This is a genomic window from Rhodococcus sp. BP22, assembly GCF_014281965.1.
Taxonomy (GTDB): Bacteria; Actinomycetota; Actinomycetes; order Mycobacteriales; family Mycobacteriaceae; genus Rhodococcoides.
This window is the reverse complement of sequence record NZ_JACFTB010000006.1, coordinates 1-24859: the sequence shown is the minus strand read 5'-3', so window position 1 is coordinate 24859 and position 24859 is coordinate 1. Positions and strand designations below refer to the sequence as shown.

The 24859-nt window shown below is 61.9% G+C and carries 2 protein-coding genes; both read left to right on the top strand.

Features of this window, described 5'->3' with window-relative positions; genetic code table 11:
* Window positions 1–325 precede the first annotated feature (325 nt).
* On the top strand, window positions 326–21178 hold the full coding sequence (locus H2510_RS13960; RefSeq protein ID WP_186628927.1) for a non-ribosomal peptide synthase/polyketide synthase: 20853 nt from the start codon (window positions 326–328) through the stop codon (window positions 21176–21178).
* A gap of 124 nt (window positions 21179–21302) precedes the next feature.
* On the top strand, window positions 21303–24859 hold a 3557-nt coding region (locus tag H2510_RS13955; protein WP_186628926.1), incomplete at its 3' end, for a non-ribosomal peptide synthetase.

Sequence of the window (24859 nt, the reverse complement as noted above, 5' to 3'; positions counted from 1 at the left end):
CGATCGTCGGCAGCACTGTAGATTGGACCGGTGCCGAATTCAGGGAAGAAGAACGGTGGCGTGATCTCAGATCGCCGGCTCGTGCATACCGCCGAGCGTTCGGCCGACCGTAACGATGTCGCCGGCGGGGGCCCAGCGGATCAGTAAGCAGATGTAACGATCGCAACCGGATTCGGAGATGTACTGCAAGGTAACTTGGCTCTGATCGGTGTGCGTTCTTTTCGACTGCGCAGCGAAGAATGAGACTGTTGTATTCGGTGCTTGATCGACCTCTGCATTCAGAAGTCGATCAGGGGCGTGTGATTGTGGGAAAGAGAGGCTTCGATTGGACCCGCTAGGTTCGACAGAGTCAGGTCAGGATGCGCAGGGGGGCCGCGAGTCGTCGTTTCCGCTCTCTCCTGCTCAGCTCGGGATGTGGTTCGCACAACACGTCGATCCGACCGTTCCTGCAAACATCGCGCAGTACGTCGAACTACGTGGTGCTCTCGACATCGACCTTCTGCAGCGAGTGTCGTCCGAAGCCGCGCTCGAGATGCAGTCCGGGTTCGTTCGTATCGTCGAAGTCGATGCTGAACCGCGCCAATACGTAGATCCCACCCTCGACGACGAACTCGGATACCTCGACCTACGCGGTGAGGACGACCCGCGAGCAGTAGCGCACGCGTGGATGCGCGCCGACTACAGCGCTCCGATAGACATGCTCACCGACCGGTTGATCGCCGCGACGGTGCTGCAGCTCGAAGACGACCTCTTTTTCTGGTACGAGCGCGTCCATCACGTGGTGCTCGACGGATTCGGTGCGGTCACGTTCATGAATCGCGTCGCGGAGCTCTACACCGCCGCCGTGAACGGCACCGAGCCGAAGAAGAATCTGTCCTCGGACCTGACCAAGGTCTACGACCTCGACGTTGCATATCGGGACTCGACTCGCTTCGAGACCGACCGCGAGTACTGGGCGGATCGAGTGGCGGGGATCGACTCTGTGACGAGCCTGGCCGGTCGCAGTGCGGCTCCCGCACCCGTCAGTCAGATCGACACCACGGCGTTGTCGCCGCTCCAAGGCGCGCGGATCGAAGAGTTGACCACTGCGACAGGTGCAACGCTGGCAAGTGTCGTGATCAGCGCGTTCGCGGCCTACCTCGCACAGATGACCGGACGCGAGGACGTCGTCCTGAGCCTGCCGGTCACCGCTCGCACCACGGCAGTACTTCGCCGCTCCGGTGGCATGGTCTCCAATGTCGTCCCGCTGCGTCTCGACGTGTCGAGAGACACCACGGTCGAAGAGCTTCTAGCACGCATCGGTACCGAAGTGACCGGTGCGCTTCGGCATCAGCGTTACCGCCACGAAGACATCCGCCGTGACGCCGGTGGTGCCGGCGGCCAGGCGTCGTTCTTCGGACCCTGGGTCAACATCATGCTGTTCTTCAGCGAGTTGCGTTTCGGGTCGATGGTCGGCGGAATCAACATCCTGTCCACCGGCCTGATCGAGGATTTCGGGCTCAATCTCTATCAGAGCGTCGCGGGCAGCACGACTCACGTCGATTTCGAGTCGAACCCGAACCTGTACGACTCCGAAGAATCGGCACGCAATCACGCACGCTTCACTGACTTCCTCGACCGGTTCATCGCGGTGGGGCCGAGTGCCCGAGTATGGGACCTGGAGCTGACCACTGCAGACGAGAGAGCCTCGGTACTGCAGATCTGGAACGAGACAGAACACGAGCTGGTCCAACGGACACTTCTGTCGGACTTCCATGCCCGCGTCGACCTCGATCCAGAGAGCACAGCGCTCGTCTACGAAGGCTTGTCGCTCACCTACGGCGAACTCGGTTCGCGCGTGAGCGGTCTTGCCCGGATGCTGATCGCCAAGGGCGTAGGGCCGGAGACACTCGTCGGGTTGTCCATTCGTCGATCACTCGACCTGATCGTTGCGATGTATGCAATCGTCGAAGCCGGAGGCGCATGGGTACCGCTCGATCCGGATCATCCCGCCGATCGCACCGCATACATTCTCGACTCTGCGCAACCACTCTGTGTTCTCGTCGTCTCGCGTGACGGCGTTGAACTGCCGGCCGGCACCGACACGGTCCAGGTCGACCTACTCGACTACGCAGCGCTGAATTCGGCACGCGTTCAAGAGCGTGATCTTCTCTCCCCGTTGCGACTCGACAACACCGCGTACGTCATCTACACCTCGGGTTCCACCGGCCGACCCAAGGGCGTCGCAGTCACTCACGCGGCGATCGACAACCAACTCCAATGGATGCGCTCGGAGTACGAACTCGACTCCACCGACGTCTACCTGCAAAAGACGGCGACAACGTTCGACGTCTCACTGTGGGGCTTCTTCCTGCCCCTCCAAGTCGGTGCCACCATGGTGCTGGCCACTCCCGACGGGCATCGGGACTCGGTCTACGTCGCGGACAAGATCGCCGAACACAGTGTGACCGTCACCGACTTCGTGCCGTCGATGCTCACGGTGTTCGTCGCGAACGCACCGATCGGAACATGCGGGTCGCTGCGGCATGTGTTCGTCATCGGTGAAGCGTTGCCGGTGGAAACAGCAGCAGCATTTCGTGAGCTGACCGATGCCGGGCTGCACAACTTGTACGGCCCCACCGAAGCTGCGGTCTCGGTGACGTACTACGAAAGTGGTGTACAAGACGAAAGAACTGTTCCCATCGGAGTTCCCGAATGGAACACCAGGGCTTTGGTACTCGACGGCCTGCTCCGGCCCAGCCCGATCGGAGAAAGCGGCGAACTCTATCTGGCGGGCGTGCAGTTGGCTCGCGGATACGTGGGCCGACCAGATTTGAGCTCGGACCGTTTCGTCGCCAACCCTTTCGGGAGCGCGGGGGAGCGGATGTACCGCACCGGCGATCTCGTGCGTTGGCGCGCGGACGGCACCATCGACTACATCGGGCGCACCGACTTCCAGGTCAAATTTCGTGGGCAGCGCATCGAACTCGGTGAAATCGAGACGGTTCTTCTTGCACACCAATCCATCTCGCAGGCCGTCGCACTCGTCGTTCCCACTGCGACCGGCGAGCAACTCGTCGCCTACGTGGTGCCCGGTCCAGGCGCTGCGCTCGACGCGGCCGAGGGCACCGAGTTCGCGTCCCGATCGCTTCCGTCGTACATGGTGCCTTCCGCGATCGTCGTTCTCGACGCCTTACCGCTGAACACGAGCGGCAAGCTCGATCGAAAAGCGTTGCCGGAGCCGGTGTTCAGCAGCGCCAAGAAATACCGAGCACCGCAGACACGTGTCGAGTACGTGGTCGCAGGCGTCTTCGAAGACGTCCTCGGCGCATCGCACGTCGGTCTCGACGAGGACTTCTTCGAACTGGGCGGTAACTCGCTGATCGCAACGCAACTCGTCACGCGAGTCGGAACTGCCCTCGGCATCCGTCTCGGTGTCCGAGAATTGTTCGAAGCACCGACGGTCGGTGCGCTCGCATCGCGCGCCGAGACTGCGATCGAACAAGGTTCCGCAGGCCCACCACTGACTGCCGGCCCTCGGCCGGATGTTCTGCCCCTGTCCCTTGCCCAGCAACGTATGTGGTTCCTCAACCGGTTCGACCCGGATACCGCTGCCTACAATCTTCCGTTCATGGTGCGACTGACCGGCGACGTGAACGAAGTGGCGTTGTCCCAGGCATTTGCGGACGTGGTCGCTCGTCACGAAACGCTGAGGACGGTCTACCCGCAGGTCGACGATGCCCCACAACAATTGATCCTGCGGACCGAGGACGTCTTGTCGGACCTCTCGGCTGCAACCGTCGACGAGAATTCGTTGGCCACGGAATTGGTGGAGTTCGCTCGCGGCGGATTCGACGTGGCAGTCGCCGCACCGATCCGGATCGCGCTGTTCAGAATTTCCGATACCGAGTACGTGCTCGCCATGGTGCTGCATCACATCGCGGCAGACGGGTCTTCGTTCGGTCCACTCGCTCGCGACATGATGGCTGCGTACGAGGCCCGGTCGAACGGACGGGCGCCTGTGTGGGCGCCGCTGCCGATCCAATACGCGGACTACGCGTTGTGGCAACGTCGACTCCTCGGACTCGAGAGCGATAGCGCATCGCTGTCCGCTCAACAGATCGAATTCTGGGTCCAAGAATTGGACGAGCTTCCCGATCAGCTCGATCTGCCATCGGATCGCCCCCGTCCGTCGGTGGCGACCAATGGCGGAGCAAAGAGCCGCTTCACCATCGATGCTCGCATCCATCGCGGCCTCACCACAGTGGCACGCGCACACCAAGCTTCGCTCTTCATGGTCGTCCAGGCCGCGTATGCGGTGTTGCTGTCGAGGTTGAGCGGTACCACCGACATTTCGATCGGCGCTCCGATTGCAGGCAGAGCCCACGAGCAACTCGACGACATCATCGGCATGTTCGTCAATACGCTCGTTCTTCGTGCTCGGGTCGAGCCCCACGATTCGTTCGACGAACTACTCGATCAGGTACGCAACACCAACCTATCGGCGTTCGCGCACGCAGACATCCCCTTCGAGCGACTCGTCGAGGTCCTCAATCCCGCTCGATCGACTGCCCGGCACCCGCTGTTCCAGGTTGCGCTCTCCCTGGAGAAGGCACGTGTGAGCGAGCTCAGCTTCGCCGGTCTGCAAGTGACCGCACAAGAACTCGATGTTCCGATCGCGAAATTCGACCTTCAGCTCTGGCTCACCGAGCATCAGGACGATTCCGGGGAGCCGGGACGAATCGAAGCCACCTTCGAGTACGCCACAGATCTATTCGACGCGTCGACGATCGAGGGATTCGCAGACAGGTTCCTCCGCATTCTCGAGGCCATCGTTGCAGATGCGTCGGTTCCGTTGGGCGCCATCGATATTCTGGCTCCGGACGAGTCCGAGACGTTGACGACCATTCACGGTGGCCGCGTCGAATCGCGGCGACTTCTGCCAGAATTCTTGGCGGCCGGTGTGTCTGTCAACCCGGACGGCATCGCGGTGCACACGTCTGTGGAGACGGTGACGTACCGAGAACTAGACGAGCTGACCGATCGATATGCTCGGTACCTGATCGATCGCGGTGTGGGACCGGAGTCCGTTGTCGCACTGGCATTTCCGCGCTCCCTCGAGATGGTCGTCTCGATGTGGGCAGTGGCGAAAGCTGGTGCCGCGTGGGTTCCGGTCGACCCCGAATACCCCGTCGACCGGGTACGGCACATGCTGTCGGACTCAGGGGCCCTCATAGGGATCACCTCGTCTGCTCGCGTCGACGAACTACCCGGTACGTGCGAGTGGTGGGCAATCGACGACGCCGAGTTCGAGGGGGCTGTCGCCGGCTATCCGGCTGTCGGTGTGTCCGACGAGGATCGGACCGCGCCACTGAGACTGGACCACCCCGCGTACATCATCTACACCTCCGGCTCCACCGGCTTGCCCAAGGGCGTCAGTGTCACCCATCGGGGCCTGTCGGGTCTGATCGACCAGTCGGTCGACCTCTATCGGGTCACGCCTGCGTCGCGGTTCTTGCACGTGATCTCCCCGAGCTTCGACCCATCGGTTCTCGAATGGGCACTCACTGCCTCGGCTGGAGCGACCCTGGTCGTGGCTCCGCCGTCGATCATCGGTGGCCCCGAACTTCATCGACTCCTTGCCGATGTTGCTGTCACACATGCGATTATCACGCCGGCCGTGCTCGGCTCCGTCGACCCGGTCGGCCTCGACGACCTGGAATTGTTGTCCGTCGGCGGTGAGGCATCCGCGGCCGATCTGATCGCGCGTTGGGCGCCCGGCCGCCGCTTCTTCAACGCGTACGGACCTACCGAAACAACGATCGTATCGACGCGCGGTGAGCTGTTCGTCGGTGAGCCGATCACGGTGGGTCGGCCTGTACCTGGTGTCGGCGCCCTGATTCTGGACTCGCGTCTGCAGCCGGTCCCCGCTGGTGTCGCAGGTGAGCTCTATCTGTCGGGCGACGCCGTCGCACGTGGCTATTACAAGCGTGCAGGATTGACTTCGGATCGGTTCGTCGCCGACCCGTACAGCAACGCGGGGACTCGGATGTACCGCACCGGAGACATCGTTCGATGGACGAAAGACTTTGCCATCGAGTACGTGGGGCGCTCGGACTTCCAGGTGAAGGTTCGCGGCTTCCGTATCGAACTCGGGGAGATCGACGCAGCCCTCGAGACGTTCCCGGCGGTCACTTTCGCAGCGACACTCGGACGCGAAATGCACTCGGGTCAAACGGCTCTCGTGTCGTACGTTCACGGTTCGGTGGGTATCGACAAGGACGAACTGTCGGAGCACGTTGCTCGTCTGCTGCCGAACTACATGGTGCCTTCGGTGATCGTCGTTCTCGACGAGATTCCGTTGACACCGATCGGCAAACTGGATCGCCGGGCGCTTCCCGAACCGGAACTCGGAATCAGCTTTCGTCAGTTCCGCGCCCCGACGACTCCGATCGAGGAGACGGTTGCGACAGTGTTCAGCGATGTCCTCGGTGTCCCCGTCGTCGGCCTCGACGACGACTTCTTCGAACTGGGCGGCAACTCGCTACTGGCAACTCAGGTGGTCTCCAGGCTGGGCGTCGCGCTGGATGCAAGTGTTCCCGTGCGCATGGTTTTCGAGGCATCTTCGGTAGCGCTTCTCGCTGTACGGGTGGAGCAGGCAGCGGGCGAAGGCGGTCGCATCCCGCTGGTCGCCTCGACCCGTCCCGAACACGTGCCACTCTCCTTGGCGCAGCAACGGATGTGGTTTCTCAATCGATTCGACACCGATTCCACTGCTTACAACATTCCGTTCGCACTGAGACTGACCGGCGAGCTGGACGTGGCGGCACTCCAAGTTGCCATCATGGATGTCATCGATCGACACGAGTCGTTGCGGACCGTCTACCCGGACACCGCCGACGGCCCGAGGCAATGCATCCTCGACGCGGCTCAGACCGTACCGAATCTCATGCCGATTCAGACGTCGGCAGCGGACATCCAGCGCCAGGTCTTCGCGCTGGCTTCGACGACGTTCGACGTGACGGTGAACGTCCCCATCCAAGCCCGGCTGTTCGAGATCGGGCCACGCGAACATGTGGTGGCGATGGTGGTGCACCACATATCGGCCGACGGCTGGTCGATGGGGCCCCTCGCCCGCGACATCATGATTGCCTATGCGGCTCGGACGGCGTGGGAGCATCCAGCATGGTTGCCGCTGGCCGTTCAGTACGCCGATTACAGTGTGTGGCAGCGGTCGGTTCTCGGTTCGGAGAAGGATTCGACGTCGCTCATCTCGAGCCAGGTCCGCTACTGGGCGGACATGCTTGCAGGGCTACCGGATCAGCTCGATCTGCCGACCGACCATCCGCGGCCGAATCGTCAGTCCTACAAGGGTTCCTCGGTTCGTTTCGAAATCCCTGCCCATACGCATCGCGAATTGTCCGTTCTGGCGCACGCCCACAATGCTTCGCTGTTCATGGTCGTGCACGGCGCCCTTGCCGTTTTGCTCTCGAGACTGTCCGGGACGAACGACATTGCCATCGGTACCCCCGTTGCCGGCCGCGGTGACGCCGCGCTCGACGATTTGGTCGGGATGTTCGTCAACACCTTGGTGCTCCGCACCGACGTCGACGCTTCGACATCGTTCTCGGAGCAGATCGGTCGCGCCCGGGAAGTCGCGCTGGGCGCATTCGGTCACGCCGACCTGCCCTTCGAGCGCCTCGTAGAGGTGCTCAATCCAACACGTTCACAGGCGCGGCATCCGCTTTTCCAGGTGATGCTGTCCTTCGAGAACCTCACTCGAACCCACGTCGAACTGCCCGGTCTTTCTGTGGACAGCGTTGCTCTCGATGCGGAGGTCGCCAAGTTCGATCTACAGCTCAACGTCGTCGAGTCGATCGGGGATGACGGTCGTGGGCAGGGCATGTCTGCCGAATTCACATACGCCATAGATCTTTTCGATGCGGAAACTGTGCGCAGCTTCGCATCTCGATTCGTTCGCATTCTCGAAACGGTCGTCGCGGATTCATCGGTCGCGGTGGGTGACATCGATCTGCTGGATACCGGTGAACGCGAGCGAGTCGTATCGACCTGGAACAGGACTCGGCACGATGTCGCGCCCGGTCTGACACTTGTGAACCTCTTCGATCGCCAGGTCGAGGCCACACCTGAGGCATCGGCGTTGGTATACGAGGACGAGACACTTACCTACTCGGAATTCGATTCTCGAGCCAATCGTCTTGCGCGGCACTTGATCTCGATCGGTGTAGGCCCGGATATGTTGGTGGGGCTTGCGATCGGCCGCAGTGTGGAACTGCTGGTCGGAATGTATGCCATCGTCAAAGCAGGCGCCGGATACGTACCCGTCGATCCGACGCAGCCGACAGAGCGCAACGAGTACATCATTGCTACCGCGTCTCCCGTCTGTGTGTTGTCCACGACGCGGGATCATCTCGAACTCGGGGACATCGACGTCATCGACATCGACACGCTGGACGTCGACGGGTACTCGAACGCGCCCGTGTCGGACGATGACCGGGTCCGCCCGCTGCGGGAATCGAACACGGCATACGCGATCTTCACCTCCGGTTCGACAGGTCGGCCCAAGGGTGTCGCAGTGGCACATTCGGCCATCGTGAATCGTTTGCTGTGGATGCAGAACGAATACCCCATCGACGCCGCCGACGTAGTACTCCAGAAGACTCCCTCTACGTTCGACGTCTCGGTGTGGGAGTTCTTCTGGGCTCTGCAGAACGGTGCATCGGTGGTCATTGCCGCGCCCGACGGCCATCGAGATGCCGCCTATCTCCTCGAACTCGTTCAGCGCGAACAGGTGTCCGTCGCACACTTCGTGCCGTCGATGCTGGCGGTGTTCGTGCCGGAGGTCGAGGTCCGCCGGGCCGCGGGTGGCTCGTTGCGTCTGGTGTTCGCTTCTGGTGAAGCGCTCGCTCCGACAACCGCACAGTCGTTGCGTCGAGCGTTGCCCCGTGTCGCCTTGCACAATCTGTACGGTCCGACCGAGGCTGCCGTCGACGTTACCTACCACCCGGTCAGCGACGTAGACACAGTAGTGATGCCGATCGGTATGCCCGTATGGAACACCTCGGTGTTCGTACTCGACGCACGCCTGTCGCCCGTACCGGTGGGTGTCGCGGGTGAGCTCTATCTCGCGGGTGCTCAGTTGGCCCGCGGTTACGTCGGCCGCCCAGACCTCACGGCAGACCGCTTCGTCGCAGATCCGTTCGCGCAGTCCGGAAGTCGGATGTACCGGACCGGTGACGTCGTGCGGTGGAATCGCGGCGGTGAACTGGAGTACATCGGTCGCAGCGATTCGCAGGTCAAGCTCAGGGGTCTGCGCATCGAGCTCGGTGAAATCGAAGCTGTGCTGTTGGAGAACACCTCGATCCAGCAGGCAGCTGTCTCGGTGCGAGGCGAGCAATTGGTTGCCTATGTGGTCACTGCTCCCGACACCGACCTCCGTCCGGTACGAGAGATGTTGGCGTCACGACTGGCCGAGTACATGGTCCCGTCCGTTTTCGTGCCGTTGGCAGAGTTCCCACTGGGTGCGACGGGCAAGCTCGATCGTCGTGCACTTCCGGATCCAGTACACGTGCAGCGCGAGTACCGTGAACCGGTCTCGCCGACTGAGCAGGCGGTCGCGCGGGTCTTCGCAGAGGTGCTCGACGCGACCGAGGTCGGACTCGATGACGATTTCTTCGAGCTGGGCGGCAACTCGTTGATCGCGACGCGTGTCGTGACTCGACTCGGCGCAGCCCTCGATGCCGAGATCGGCGTCCGTACGTTGTTCGAGAATCCGTCCGTCGACGCCTTGGCTCGTGCACTCGCCGAGCGGGCAGGTGCCGGACGCCGTAAGCCTTTGGTGCCGCAGGTGCGCCCGGAACTTGTTCCCCTCTCGCTCGCCCAGCAGCGCATGTGGTTCCTCAACAGGTTCGACACTGCCTCCGGGGTCAACAATATTCCTGTGGCAGTGCGCTTGTCCGGTCTCCTCGACCGACAGGCACTCAATGTGGCCGTTGCCGACGTGTTGGAGCGGCACGAGTCCCTCCGCACCATTTTCCCCGAGGTCGACGGTTCCGGCCATCAGTTGATATTGCCCACTAGTCAGGTGATTCCAGATCTCGCGCCGATCGAGATCTCCGGAGACGACGTTTTCTCGGTTCTGGAAGACGTGGCGACGACCGGGTTCGACGTCACCGTCGAGGTTCCGTTACGTGCGCGTCTGTTCGAAATCAGCCCGACCGAACACCTTCTGGTGCTGGTCGTCCATCACATCTCTACCGATGGCTTTTCGATGGGCCCACTGACCCGGGACATCATGACTGCCTATATCGCCAGGTCCGAAGGCGTGCAACCGAATTGGTTACCGCTGCCGGTGCAGTACGCGGACTACAGCTTGTGGCAGCGGGACATGCTCGGGCACGAGGACGACCCGGAATCGCTGCTGGCGCAGCAACAGAACTACTGGCAGTCCGCGCTTGCAGGGATACCTGCTCAGTTGGATCTGCCGGTCGATCATCCGAGGCCTGCGATCGCATCGAACCAGGGTGCGGGCGTGAGCTTCCTCGTCGATCAGGGCACCGTGGACGTCCTGAACGATCTTGCACATCGCCACACTTCTTCGCTGTTCATGGTGATGCATTCGGCTTTCGCTGTCCTGCTCGCGCGTCTCTCGGGGACCGAGGACATCGTGGTCGGAACTCCGGTTGCTGGACGAGGTGAGTCCGCTCTCGACGATCTGATCGGCATGTTCGTCAACACACTCGTTCTCCGCACCCCGGTGGACAGGCGTGCACGGTTCGATGAGGTGCTGGCCGCTACGCGTACGACGGACTTGCAGGCTTTCGCCAACGCAGATGTTCCGTTCGAACGACTCGTCGAGGTGCTCAACCCTGCCCGTTCGCAAGCGAGGCACCCACTGTTCCAGGTGATGCTCTCGTTCCAGAACATGGAGCTGACCAACCTCGAGCTGCCAGGACTATCGGTCTCGATGGTCGACTTCGAAACCAAGGGTTCGAAGTTCGATCTCCAGCTGACCATGAGTCAGAAGACCGACGAGCACGGAACCGACGCCGGCTTGTCCTGCCTCTTCACCTATGCAACCGACCTGTTCGACGCGGCCACCGTCGAGGCGATGGCCGCTCGTTTCCAGCGGATCTTGCGAGCGATCGAAGTCGATCCGGCAATCATCGTCGGCGACATCGACTTTCAGGAACCAGAGGAGTACAACCAGCTCGTCCGCACGGTCAACGATACCGAGCACGCGGTCGACAGCACCCAGACTCTCGCCTCCCTGTTCGACGCGCAGGTCGGTCGTACTCCGAATGCGACTGCGCTGGTGCTTGCATCGGAGACCGACGCCCCGTCGCCGGTCCTTACCTACGCGGAGTTCGATGCGCGAGCGAACGCCCTCGCTCGGTATCTGGTGGGCCGAGGCGTCGGCCCCGAGTCCACCGTGGCGCTGGTGGCACGGCGTTCGTTCGAGTTGCTGATCGGCATGTACGCGATCATCAAATCCGGGGCAGCGTACGTGCCCCTCGATCCTGATCAGCCTGCCTCGCGTAACGAGCACATCCTGGCGACTGCTCGGCCAGTTCTGGTCCTCGCCACCGAGGAGACTGCGAACTCGATCACGGCGGATGCGCCTGTCTGTGTATTCGACAAGCTCGATTTGAGTGATGTGTCGACATCTGCGATCACCGACACGGACAGAACGCGTCCACTCCGACCTGATAATCCGGCCTACCTCATCTTCACTTCGGGATCGACAGGTCTGCCGAAGGGTGTCTCGATCAGTCACCGCGCGATCGTGAATCAGATGCTGTGGCGCCAGGAGATCTACCGGCTGACCGATTCCGATGTCTTGATTCAGAAGACACCGGCGACGTTCGACGTGTCGGTGTGGGAGTTCTTCTGGGGACTGGAGAACGGCGCGTCACTGGTCATAGCTCCACACGATGCGCATCGTGACCCGGGCCGGATCACCCGCATCATCGAGCGGGAACAGGTGACACTTGCGCACTTCGTTCCTTCCGTACTGTCGGTGTACGTCACCGACGTCGACACCGACGCTTGCCGGTCTCTTCGACTGCTGTTCGTCGGCGGCGAGGCATTCACGCCTTCGGCCGTCGCTCGGGTTCGAAAGGTCTTTCCTGGCGCTGAGTTGCACGACCTGTACGGGCCTGCAGAGACGGCTGTCGACGTCACCTTCCACGAAGTCACCGACGTCGATACCGAGACCGTTCCCATCGGTGTGCCACTGTGGAACACGCGTGCATACGTGCTGGATCAACGGTTGCACTCGGTGCCCGCCGGAGTACTGGGGGAGCTGTACATAGGCGGCGTTCAGCTCGCCCGCGGATACGCGAGTCGGCCCGACCTGACAGCTGAGCGTTTTGTGGCAGACCCCTTCGGCGAGAACGGCTCTCGCCTCTACCGAACCGGTGACGTCGTACGTTGGAATTCCGCCGGCGAGCTCGAGTATGTGGGGCGGAGCGACTTTCAGGTCAAGCTTCGAGGCCAACGTGTAGAACTCGGCGAGATCGAGTCGAGCGTTCGTGTGGGCGCCGAGAACATCGACGACGCGGTCGTGGTCGTTCATTCCGATTCACGCGCAGGCGATCGACTCATCGCCTATGTCGTGCCCCGGCCTGGTCACGTCGTCGATACCGAGTCGCTTCGTGCGGCAGTGAAGATGTCACTGCCGTCATATATGGTGCCGTCGGCGTTCGTAACATTGGATACGTTCCCGCTCAACGCGAGCGGCAAGTTGGACCGACGTGCCCTACCGGTGCCCAGTGCCGAGGTTGCGCAGTTCCGCGCACCCGTCACACCGATCGAGGAGATTGTCGCTCAGGTATTCACGAACGTCCTGGGCACGGCGAGGGTTGGTCTCGACGACGACTTCTTCGAGCTCGGTGGAAACTCACTGGTGGCCATGCAATTGGTTTCGAGGCTGGGGACCGCGCTGGACTCGAGTGTCGGAGTACGAGAGCTGTTCGAGAATTCGACGGTCGGCGCGCTGGCCGCCAGCGTCGAGCGCAAAGCCGGGACAGGTGGCCGCAAGGCACTCGGGCCACAGAACCGTCCGGCATTGATCCCCTTGTCCCTTGCACAGCAACGGATGTGGTTCCTCAATCGATTCGATCCGGAGTCGGCTGTCAACAATATTCCGGCGGCCATCAGGCTGACCGGAGCTTTGGATGTCGCGGCGCTTGCCGCGGCGGTAGGCGATCTGACGAGCCGTCACGAGTCGCTGCGCACCGTCTATCCGGACCACGATGGATCGGGATACCAAAAGATCCTGTCCGTCGGCGAAGTCACGCTCGATCTGACGCCGGTGGACGTTTCGGCAGATGAGCTGCCGAAGCGTATGTACGAGTTGGCTGCGACTGGCTTCGATGTGACCCTGCATGTTCCGTTCCGTACGCAGCTCTTCCGGATCGGTGCCCACGAGCACGTGCTGATGTTCGTAGCCCACCACATTGCGGCCGATGGGTTTTCGATGTCTCCGCTGGCCCGCGATGTCATGACGGCATATGTGGCCCGATCGGAAGGACACGACCCAGGCTGGCCGATGCTCGAGGTCCAGTATGCGGACTTCGCCATTTGGCAGCGGGAGGTGTTGGGGTCCGAATCCGACCCAGGCTCGCTACTGGCTCAGCAGGAGACATTCTGGCGCGACGCGCTCGCCGGGCTGCCCGACGAGGTGACGTTGCCGACCGATCGTCCTCGCGGAGAGACGGCTTCGGGACACGGGGCCATGGTGTCTTTCGACGTCACCGCAGATGTACATCGCCGACTTTCGGAACTCGCGCGAGAGAACAACGCGTCGTTGTTCATGGTCGTCCACAGTGCAGTTGCTGTGATGTTGGCCCGTATGTCGGCGACGGACGATATCGCGATAGGCACACCGATCGCGGGTCGAGGAGACGCTGCCCTCGACGATGTGATCGGCATGTTCGTCAACACCCTTGTCCTGCGCACCGACGTGAACGCAGCGACGACGTTCAGCGAATTACTCGCGACAGCGCGTGAGGTCGACCTGGCTGCATTCGCGCATTCCGACATTCCGTTCGAGCGTCTGGTGGAGGTGCTCAATCCCGAGCGCTCCCAAGTCCGTCATCCGCTGGTTCAGGTATTGCTCGCGTTCCAAAACATCCGACGCACTGGATTCGATCTCCCTGGGCTGACCGTAGCGCCGGTGGAAGTCGACGCGGCGACCGCACGTGCGGATCTGCAATTGACGGTCACCGAATCTGCGGCTGCCGACGGCACCCCGGATGGTCTGCAAGTCTTCTGGACCTACGCAACAGATCTCTACGACCGAGGCACGGTGGAAGAGTTCGGCGCTCGGTTGCTGAGAGTGCTCGATGCAGTTGTCGAGGACGAGCACATCGTGATCGGTGAGATCGATCTGCTCGGCGCCGAGGAACGAGTGCTGGTGACTTCGACCTGGGCGGGTGTCGACGGGATCGATCCCTCGGTATCGACATTGGCCGAGATGTTCGACCAGCAGATCCTGCGGGCTCCGCAGTCGACTGCGGTGGTGTTCGGTGAAGAGCGATTGAGCTACCGCGAGCTCGATGATCGCTCGAATCGTCTTGCGCGTCATTTGATGTCGGTTGGAGTGGGCCCGGAATCGTTGGTTGCTGTGGCGTTGCCACGATCGGTGGAGCTCGTTGTCACGTTGTTGGCTGTGATCAAAGCCGGCGGTGGGTATGTGCCGGTGGATCCGACCAATCCTCCAGACCGCATCGCCTACGTCTTGGCAGATGCTGCACCGACTGCGTTGGTAACCTGGTCGGGACGCGACTTCTCCGTGCCTGCAGGGTTGGACTGCGTGGAGATCGACGCCGTCGACTTGTCGGTGTTCGGTTCCGCTGCGGTGAACGATGTCGAGCGTGCTCGTCCGCTTCGTCCCACGGATGTTGCCTATGTCATCTACACCTCAGGATCGACGGGGCGTCCCAAGGGCGTAGTAGTCCCACATGTCGCGGTTGCGCGTTTGATGGCCAATACGGATGGGTTGTTCGAGTTCGACAGCAATGATGTGTGGACGCTGTTCCACTCGTACGCTTTCGACTTCTCGGTGTGGGAACTGTGGGGACCCTTGCTTCACGGCGGCACGCTCGTGGTGGTGGACTACTTCACCTCGCGGTCGCCGGAAGCGTTCCGTGAACTGTTGATTCGTGAAAACGTCACTGTCCTGAACCAGACCCCGTCGGCGTTCTATCAGCTGGCAGAGGTTGACCGAGTCGGCGCTGCCGGTGAGGGGAGGTTGCAGCTCAGATACGTGATCTTCGGTGGTGAGGCGCTCGAACTGCGCCGACTGTCGGATTGGTTCGATCGACACGGCGAGAACGGTCCCGAGTTGGTGAACATGTACGGGATCACCGAGACCACCGTGCATGTGTCGCATCGTCGGATCGACCGCGAGTTGGTGTCGAGTGCCACGGGATCGGTGGTGGGCGCGGCTATCCCAGGGCTACGGGTCTACGTTCTCGATTCGCGGCTCGCACCGGTTCCGGTGGGTGTTGCCGGTGAAATGTATGTTGCGGGTGGAACGCTGGCTCGTGGGTACCTCGGTCGAACGGACCTGACGGCAACGCGCTTCCTCGCCAACCCGTTCTCCGGAACCACGGCGCATGCTGCTGGTTCATTGATGTACCGCACCGGTGATGTGGCGCGGTGGACCATCGATGGTGATCTCGAGTTCGTCGGTCGTGCTGATGATCAGGTCAAGATTCGTGGCTTCCGGATCGAGCTCGGTGAAATCGAGTCCGCGCTGTCGAGTCAGGATTCGGTGGGCCAGGTAGCCGTCGTGGTTCGAACCGATCGGCATGACACACATCAGTTGGTTGCGTACGTCGTACCGGTTGTGGGTTCGAGCATCGACGTTCAGAACCTCCGCACCGAAGTGTCTGCTGTGCTGCCTGAATACATGATTCCGTCGGCCTTCGTCGTGGTGTCCGAGATTCCGTTGACGGTGAACGGAAAGCTGGATCGTCGCGCCTTGCCGGAGCCGGTGTTCGAGGTTCGAGAGTTCCGGGCGCCGAGTACGCCGATCGAGGAGATCGTCGCGGAGATTTTCGCCGACTTGCTCGGCGTCGACCGAGTCGGTGTCGATGACGACTTCTTCGAACTCGGCGGTAACTCGCTGATCGCGACGCGAGTGGTGTCGAGGATCGGTGCAGCGGTCGATTCGGTTGTCCCGGTGCGTGCGTTGTTCGAGTCGCGAACAGTGGAGAGGCTCGCGCTCGAGGTCGAACGGTCCGGAAAGTCCGGGAGAGTATCGCTCGTTGCGCGCACTCGCCCGAACGAGATCCCACTGTCGTTGTCCCAGCGTCGTATGTGGTTCTTGAACAGGTTCGACCCCACATCGACCGCGTACCTCGTTCCGTTTGCGCTGCGCTTGTCCGGAGAACTGGATGTAGCAGCTCTCGGGGCGGCCGTCGCCGATCTCATCTCTCGTCATGAGTCGCTTCGAACCGTGTACCCGGAGTCCGAGAACGGTCCGGTGCAGAAGATTTTGCACCCGTCTCGGTCGATTCCAGACCTGCCGATATCAGATATCGCTCCCGACGCGGTGTCCGAGCACATCGCTGTACTCGCGTCCACACAGTTCGATGTGACGACAGCGGTACCGATGCGGATCGAGCTTTACCGAATCAGTGCCACCGAGCACGTCCTGGCGATGGTTGCGCATCACATCAGCGTCGACGGGGTATCGGTCGGTCCGCTGGCTCGCGACCTGATGACCGCTTACGCGGCGCGGGCGACCGGTACCGAGCCGGGTTGGACTCCGTTGCCGGTGCAGTATGCCGATTTCAGCCTTTGGCAGAGCGATGTGCTCGGCTCCGAAGAGGACGCGAACTCGACTGCGGCTCAGCAGATCAGCTACTGGACCGACGCACTCGCGGACCTCCCGGACGAGCTGACCCTTCCGTCCGATCGCGCGCGGCCGGCAACGCAGTCTTTCGCCGGAGGAAGTGTCGAGTTCGACATCGATGCAGAGCTACACGAACGTCTGCGAGATGTGGCCCGCAAGCGGGGCGGCACCCTGTTCATGGCGGTGCACGCGGCCTTCGCTGGACTACTCTCGAGGCTCTCCGGCACAGGTGACATTGCTGTCGGTACACCGATCGCCGGTCGCGGTGATCGCGCGCTCGACGACCTGATCGGCATGTTCGTCAACACGCTGGTGCTTCGCACAAAGGTGGACGGCGCACTGCCGTTCAACGAACTCATCGACCGCGCGCGTGAAGTGGACCTCGGCGCCTTCGCCAACGCGGACGTGCCGTTCGAACGACTGGTGGAAGTCCTCAATCCTGTCCGTTCGACTGCACGGCACCCGCTGTTCCAGGTCGGGTTCTCCTTCCAGAACCAAGGAATCACCGAGGTGGCGCTTCCGGGCCTCGATATCGCAGCATTGGATATCGAGTCCGGCGTGGCGCAGTTCGATCTGCATCTGATCGTGGTGGACCGCTATTCCGAGAGCGGAGTGCCTGCTGGGATGTCGGCAGAGTTCACCTACGCGAAGGATCTCTTCGACCACGCGACGGTGAGTACGATCGCTACACGTTTCGTCCGGCTGCTCGAAGCTGTGGTCGATCGACCTGACGCGCGAATCGGGGACATCGACGTGCTCGGTATCGCCGAACGCGAACTCGTCCTCGAATCGTGGAATTCGACCGACCACCCCATCGACGGCGAAGCGACGCTGGTCTCGTTGTTCGACGAGCAGGTCGCGATCCGTCCCGACTCGACTGCGGTGGTCGAGGGTGATCAGCGTTGGACCTTCCTCGAATTCGATTCGAGGGTCAACAGATTGGCCCGGTACCTGATTGCACGCGGGGTCGGACCGGAGACGTTGACGGCGTTGGCGATACGGCGCAGTGCCGATCTGGTCGTCGCGATGTTCGCCGTTGCGAAAACAGGTGGTGCGTATGTGCCACTCGATCCCGATCAGCCGCTCGAACGGATCGAGTACATCCTCGAGACCGCTGGGCCGATACTGTTGCTGTCCAAGTCCGGTGACGGTTCGCCACTCTCGGACCACCCGGTCCTGGACGTACCGATGGCGGATATTGAAGGCCTCGATCTGTCCGTGTATTCGGATGCCCCGATCACCGATTCGGAGCGGCAGGCACCTTTGCGCGCAGGCAACGCCGCCTATGTCATCTTCACCTCGGGATCGACCGGACGCCCCAAGGGTGTGGCCGTGACCCACGCTGCGATCGTCAATCAGCTGATGTGGAAGCGAATGGAGTTCGATCTCGGTTCGCAGGATTCGATTCTGTTGAAGACCTCGGCAACGTTCGACTTGTCGGTGTGGGAGTTCTGGTCGGCCCCGACGTCAGGGGCTACCCTCGTCATCGCCGGACCGGACGAGCACCGCGATCCCGCGCGAGTCAACGACATCATTCGGAAAGAGTCGATCACCACGCTCCATCTCGTGCCGTCGATGCTGACCGCGCTGATGGTCGACGGAGATGGCGCCCTTCCGTCTTCGCTGAAGCGCGTGCTCGCGATCGGTGAGGCACTGCCGGGAGACACCGCTCGGCGTTTCGTCGAACACAACGACGGTGCCTTGTTCAACCTGTACGGCCCCACCGAGGCTGCGGTATCGGTGACCTCGCACCGCGTACGACCCGATGAGAGTGCGCGCGTCCCGATCGGTCGGCCAGAGTGGAATACACAGGCGTACGTGCTCGATACTCGACTACACCCTGTACCGACAGGAACCATCGGTGAGTTGTATCTTGCGGGCGAGCAGCTGGCGAGGGGGTATCTCGGCCGTCCCGATCTGACCGCTGAGCGCTTCGTCGCCAATCCTTTCGACCCCAGTGGCGGACGGTTGTATCGCTCGGGAGACTTGGCCTTCTGGGATGCACACGGCGAACTCGTCTTCGCGGGCCGCTCCGATTTCCAGGTCAAGATCAGAGGCTTCCGGATCGAACTCGGCGAGATCGAGGCGGCAATGCGTGCGCTGGATGCGCTCGCCGATTCGGCGGTGATCTTGCACTCCGACGCCCTCACCGGGGATCGACTCGTGGGGTATCTGGTTCCTTCCGAATCCCGAACGATCGACATCGACGAGGTACGGACAGCGTTGGGTACGTCCTTGCCGTCGTACATGGTGCCGTCACACTTCGTCGTCCTGAGGTCGTTGCCGCTCAACGCCAACGGCAAACTCGATCGCGCGGCCCTGCCGGCTCCGGTTTTCGAATCGAACGAGTTCCGCGCTCCGACCGATCCAGTCGAACAGATCGTGGCGCGGGTGTACTCCGAGCTTCTAGGGGTTGCTCGAGTGGGGCTCGACGACGACTTTTTCGCTCTCGGTGGCAATTCGCTGGTCGCAACCCAGCTGGTGGCCCGTCTCGGAGCGGCACTGAATGCGTCGATCTCGGTGCGCTCGGTATTCGAGGCGCCGACTGTAGGTGCCTTGGCTGCGCGGGTGGAGTCGCACGTCGGGCAGGGAGCGCGTGTGCCTCTGGTCGCACGCCCTCGTCCGGAGGCCGTGTCGCTGTCCTTGGCCCAGCAGCGCATGTGGACGCTCAATCAAGTGGATCGAGCGTCCGATGCCTACAACATTCCAGTAGCCATCAGGCTCTCCGGCGCGTTGGACGTCACGGCTCTGCGAGCTGCAGTGGGCGACCTGTTCCGTCGGCACGAGATACTGCGTACGCGGTATCCGGACACCGATCACGGGCCGGTCCAATCCGTAGTTCCGATGTCCGAAGTCCTACCAGGTCTCGAGGTTCGTGAAATCTCGGCCGCCGACGTACCGGCTGTCGTCGGAGACGTCGTCACCGCCGGGTTCGATGTCGCGGCTGAGGTGCCCGTTCGAGCCGAGCTCTTTTCGATCAGCGAGACGAACGAGACGGAGTTCGTCCTGGTCTTCGTTGCCCATCACATCAGCGCCGACGGCTTCTCCATGCGCCCGTTGATCAGGGACGTCATGACTGCTTACGTCGCTCGGACGGCAGGCGATGCCCCGCTGTGGACGGAACTTCCTGTGCAGTACGCCGATTACGCGTTGTGGCAGCGGGAGGTCCTCGGATCCGAGGACGATCCGGACAGTGTGTTGTCCAAGCAGATCGACTATTGGGCCGAGGCTCTGGTCGGCGCACCCGAGCAAATCGCGTTGCCGACCGACTTTCCGCGCCCTGCTCGAGCATCCTTGCGTGGTGGCCGCTCCGAGTTCACTGTCCCGTCCGACATAGCAGCGCGTGTACAGAAAACTGCTCGCGAGCACAATGCGACGGTCTTCATGGTTGTGCACGGCGCTTTGGCAGTGCTGCTGTCGAAGCTGAGCGGTGATCAGGACATCACCGTGGGAACCCCGGTGGCGGGACGTGGTGATGCAGCGCTCGACGACCTCGTCGGCATGTTCGTCAACACGCTGGTGCTCCGGACGAAAGTCTCGCCGAGCACGACCTTTGCCGATCTGTTGACAGAAGTACGAGAAACCGATCTGTCCGCGTTCGCTAACGCCGATGTCCCATTCGAGCGGGTTGTCGAGGTGGCGGGTCACAAGCGCTCGGCCGCCTACAGTCCTCTGTTCCAGGTCATGTTGACCTTCCAGAACCTTGCCACAGGCACCTTCGCCTTGCCTGGCCTGGAAGTGTCGGCTTTGGAGAGCGGCCTGGAGCAGGCCAAGGTCGACCTGCAACTGACGGCAGTCGAACGTTTCGACGAGTCGGGAGATCTGATCGGGATCGACGCAGTGTTCAACTACGCCACGTCGTTGTTCGAGTCGAAGACGATCGAATTGTTCGCGCAGCGTTTCACCCGGGTGCTCGATCTCCTCACGTCAGACCCCAGCAGTGTCATTCGGGCAGTGGACATGCGGTCCGAGGCCGAGCGTGCAGAGCCGGCACCCAAGCCGAAGACGATCGACGACCTGCCCGAACTGGTCTCGGCCGCGGCCGCAGTTGCCGCGTCGTCCATTGCGGTGTCTCACGCCGGAACGAGCGTCACCTTCGGTCAGCTCGACGAGAAACTGTCGGCTGTCTCGAAGTCGACCGGGGGAGCACTGAAACCCGAGGCGGTTCTGTCGGTGGCGCTTACAGGCCTCCTACCAGGAATATTGCCTGCACTGGGTGCTGATGGCTTCGCAGCGACGGTTGCGTCGCTGATCAGTGACGCCCAGTCGTTGATCGCTGATCCGGGAGGATCCGGTGTCTCCATGCAGTGACCTACCTGGGCCTGATCGTGAACTTGGAGTCGAAGCCGGTTTGTGTCGCAGGGTTTCGTAGGGTGTCTCGTGTATGCGATGCATCTCGGCGCGTCCCGCGGCGGTTAGTAGGAGGAACACTCAGATGTCGAATGGTCGGCCGAACACTCGAAGCCAGGACGCTGCCGGCAGCGTAACCGTGGACGAGCTTCCAGGAGTGATCTCTGCAGTTGTCGATGCTGCGCCCGATCGCATCGCGTTGACCCATGGTGGGACAACCGTGACCTACACGACGTTGCACGCTGAACTGACTGCGCTCGAGGCTGCCATGGGCGGTGCACTGGGAACCGAGGCCCTCGTCACTGTCGTGCTGTCCAACCTTCTTCCTGGCGCACTCGAATCCGGCGGCCTCGCCGGCATCGTCGAGTCGATCGTCGCCGATGCGTCCGAGGTGTTGGGGGATCTGACGCCTGCAGGCCCGCCGACGCTCGTATCTCGCTTCGAGGAACAGGTCGCCCGTACTCCCGATGCAATCGCCGTCGAGTTCGAGGGCGCAAGTTTGACCTACGCGGAATTCGATTCTCGCGCGAATCGACTTGCTCGCCATCTCGTGTCACTGGGAATCGGCCCGGAGTGCCTCGTCGGACTGGGAATCAGACGGTCGCTGGAGTTACTCGTCGGCATGTACGCGATCGTGAAATCGGGAGCAGCGTACGTTCCGCTCGATCCCGATCATCCAGCGGAGCGGCTGGCCTACGTGCTCGACGTCGCACAGCCGGCAGCAGTACTCGGCCTGTCCACAGAACCTCTCGACCTGCCGGCAGAGGTGGGTGTCATCGAGATCGACCTGTTGGAACTGGACGGACTCGACGCGACCGCCCTCGCCGACAGTGACCGGGTTCGGACGTTGTCGGACGACGCGTTGGCTTACGTGATTTTCACATCAGGATCCACCGGACGCCCCAAGGGTGTGGCAGTTTCACATCGCGCGATCGTCAGCAATGTGCAATGGCGTCAAGATCACTACGTCTTGACACCGGACGATGTGGTGCTGCAAAAGACGCCGTTCACATTCGATGTGTCGGTGTGGGAATTCTTCTGGCCCTTGCAGATCGGTGCCCGTCTCGTCGTCGCGACACACGATGGACACCGTGACCCCGCGTATCTTGCTCGTGTGATGACCGAACGTGGTGTCACTGTGGCGCACTTCGTGCCGTCGATGCTCGCGGTGTTCGTGGCAGAACCCTCGGTCCGCGAGATCGAGACGCTGCGATATGTATTTGCGTCCGGTGAGGCGCTCCCGGCCCAGACCACGACGCGCTTTCACACCGTCAGCTCGGCAGAACTGCACAACTTGTACGGGCCGACAGAGGCCGCAGTGGATGTCACGTACTACGAGACTGCCGAGGTGGAATCGGGATCGGTCCCTATCGGCCGGGCCGTGCACGACACCTCGCTCTACGTGTTGGACGACGGACTCCGACCGGTCTCGACCGGTGTCGAAGGTGAGCTCTATCTTGCGGGCGTCCAACTTGCACGTGGCTACGTAGCGCGACCGGACCTGACAGCCGATCGGTTCGTGGCTGATCCGTTCGACGATGGACGCCAGATGTACCGGACCGGCGACCTGGTCAGGTGGGTGCCTCGCGGTGGGATCGACATGCTGGAATACGTAGGACGCACCGACTTCCAGGTGAAGCTCCGTGGTCTTCGTATCGAACTCGGCGAGATCGAAACAGCCGTTCTCGAGCATCCCTCGGTCGCGCAAGCAGTTGCCCTCGTCCATACCGACGACTCGCTGGGCGATGTCCTTCTCGCGTACGTGGTTGCTGCGCAGGGCGAGCTCATCGACCAGGAGTCGCTGGCGCAGGCCGTCGCGTCCCGACTGCCGGAATACATGGTCCCCGCGTTGTTCGTCGCAGTCGACGAATTCCCCCTCGGCTCCAGCGGGAAACTCGACCGGCGAGCTCTCCCGGCTCCCGACTTCTCCTCGTTGGCAAGCGAATACAGGGAGCCGTCCACCGAAACAGAGGTGGCGCTTGCAGCGGTGTTCGCCGAGGTACTCGGTTCCGAGACCATCGGTGCCGACGACGATTTCTTTGCGATCGGCGGTAACTCGTTGATCGCCACCCGGGTGATCTCGCGCATCAATGCTCGATTCGACATCCGTATCGACGTTCGCGACTTCTTCGACGCGCCGACGGTCGCGGGACTCGCGATACTCGTCGACGCCGCAGTTGCGCAGGGCGGCGGGGGACGAGCACCGCTCGTTCCTCAGGAGCGGCCGGATGTTGTTCCGTTGTCGTTGGCGCAGCAGCGGATGTGGTTCTTGAACCGGTTCGATACTGCATCTGCGGTGAACAATATTCCGGTGGCGATCAGGCTGACCGGTGAGCTCGACGTCGCTGCGCTGGAGTCCGCTGTCCGCGATGTCCTCTCGCGTCACGAATCCGTGCGCACCATCTATCCCGAAATCGACGGCGTCGGATCACAGTTGGTGCTCGAGGTCGATGCGGTGGCTCCCACCTTGGCGGTAGAGCCGGTGGCGGAGGCGGACGTGCTCGACCGTGTGGTCGAGTTCGTCTCTGTTGGGTTCGATGTGACGGCGGAGGTGCCGTTTCGTGCTCGTTTGTTCGAGGTTGTGGGTTCGGGTGGTGTTGGTTCGGAGTTCGTTGTGGTGTTTGTGGTGCATCATATTGCGGCTGATGGTTTTTCGATGGGGCCGTTGACGCGGGATGTGATGGGTGCGTATGTGGCGCGGGCTGCGGGTGAGGAGCCGGGGTGGGCTCCTCTTGCGGTGCAGTATGCCGATTATGCGTTGTGGCAGCGTGCGGTGTTGGGGTCGGAGTCGGAGCCGGATTCGTTGTTGTCGCAGCAGGTGTCGTTTTGGCGGTCGGCGTTGGAGGGTTTGCCGGATCAGTTGGATTTGCCTGCTGATCGGGTTCGTCCTGTTGTGGCGTCCAATCGTGGTGCGAATGTTGTGTTTTCGGTGGATGCGGGTGTGCATCGTGGGTTGAGTGTGGTGGCGCGGGAGTTGAATGCGTCGTTGTTCATGGTGGTGCATTCGGCGTTGGCGGTGTTGTTGTCGCGGTTGTCGGGGTCTGATGATGTGGCGGTGGGTACGCCGGTGGCGGGGCGTGGTGAGGCTGCTCTCGATGATGTGATCGGGATGTTTGTCAATACGTTGGTGTTGCGGACGGTGTTTGGTTCGGATTGGTCGTTTGCTGATGTGGTTCGGGATGTGCGTGAGCGGGATTTGGGGGCGTTCGGGCATGCGGATGTGCCGTTCGAGCGGTTGGTGGAGGTGCTCAATCCGGCTCGGTCGCAGGGGCGTCATCCGTTGTTTCAGGTGATGTTGTCGTTCCAGAATTTGGAGCGGTCTTCGCTGGAGTTGCCTGGGTTGTCGGTGTCGGCGGTTGATTTCGATGTTGCGGTTGCGAAGTTCGATGTGCAGGTGACGGTGACGGAGTCGTTCGATGCCGATGGTGGTGCTGCGGGGTTGTCGGCGACGTTGACGTATGCGACGGATTTGTTCGATGAGTCGACGATGGTGTTGTTTGCGGAGCGGTTTGTTCGGGTGTTGGAGGCGGTGGTGGCGGATTCGTCTGTGGTGGTGGGTGATATCGATGTGTTGGGTGATGTGGAGCGTGATGTTGTGGTGTCGGGGTGGAATGGGACTTCTCGTGTGTTGGAAGGTGTTTC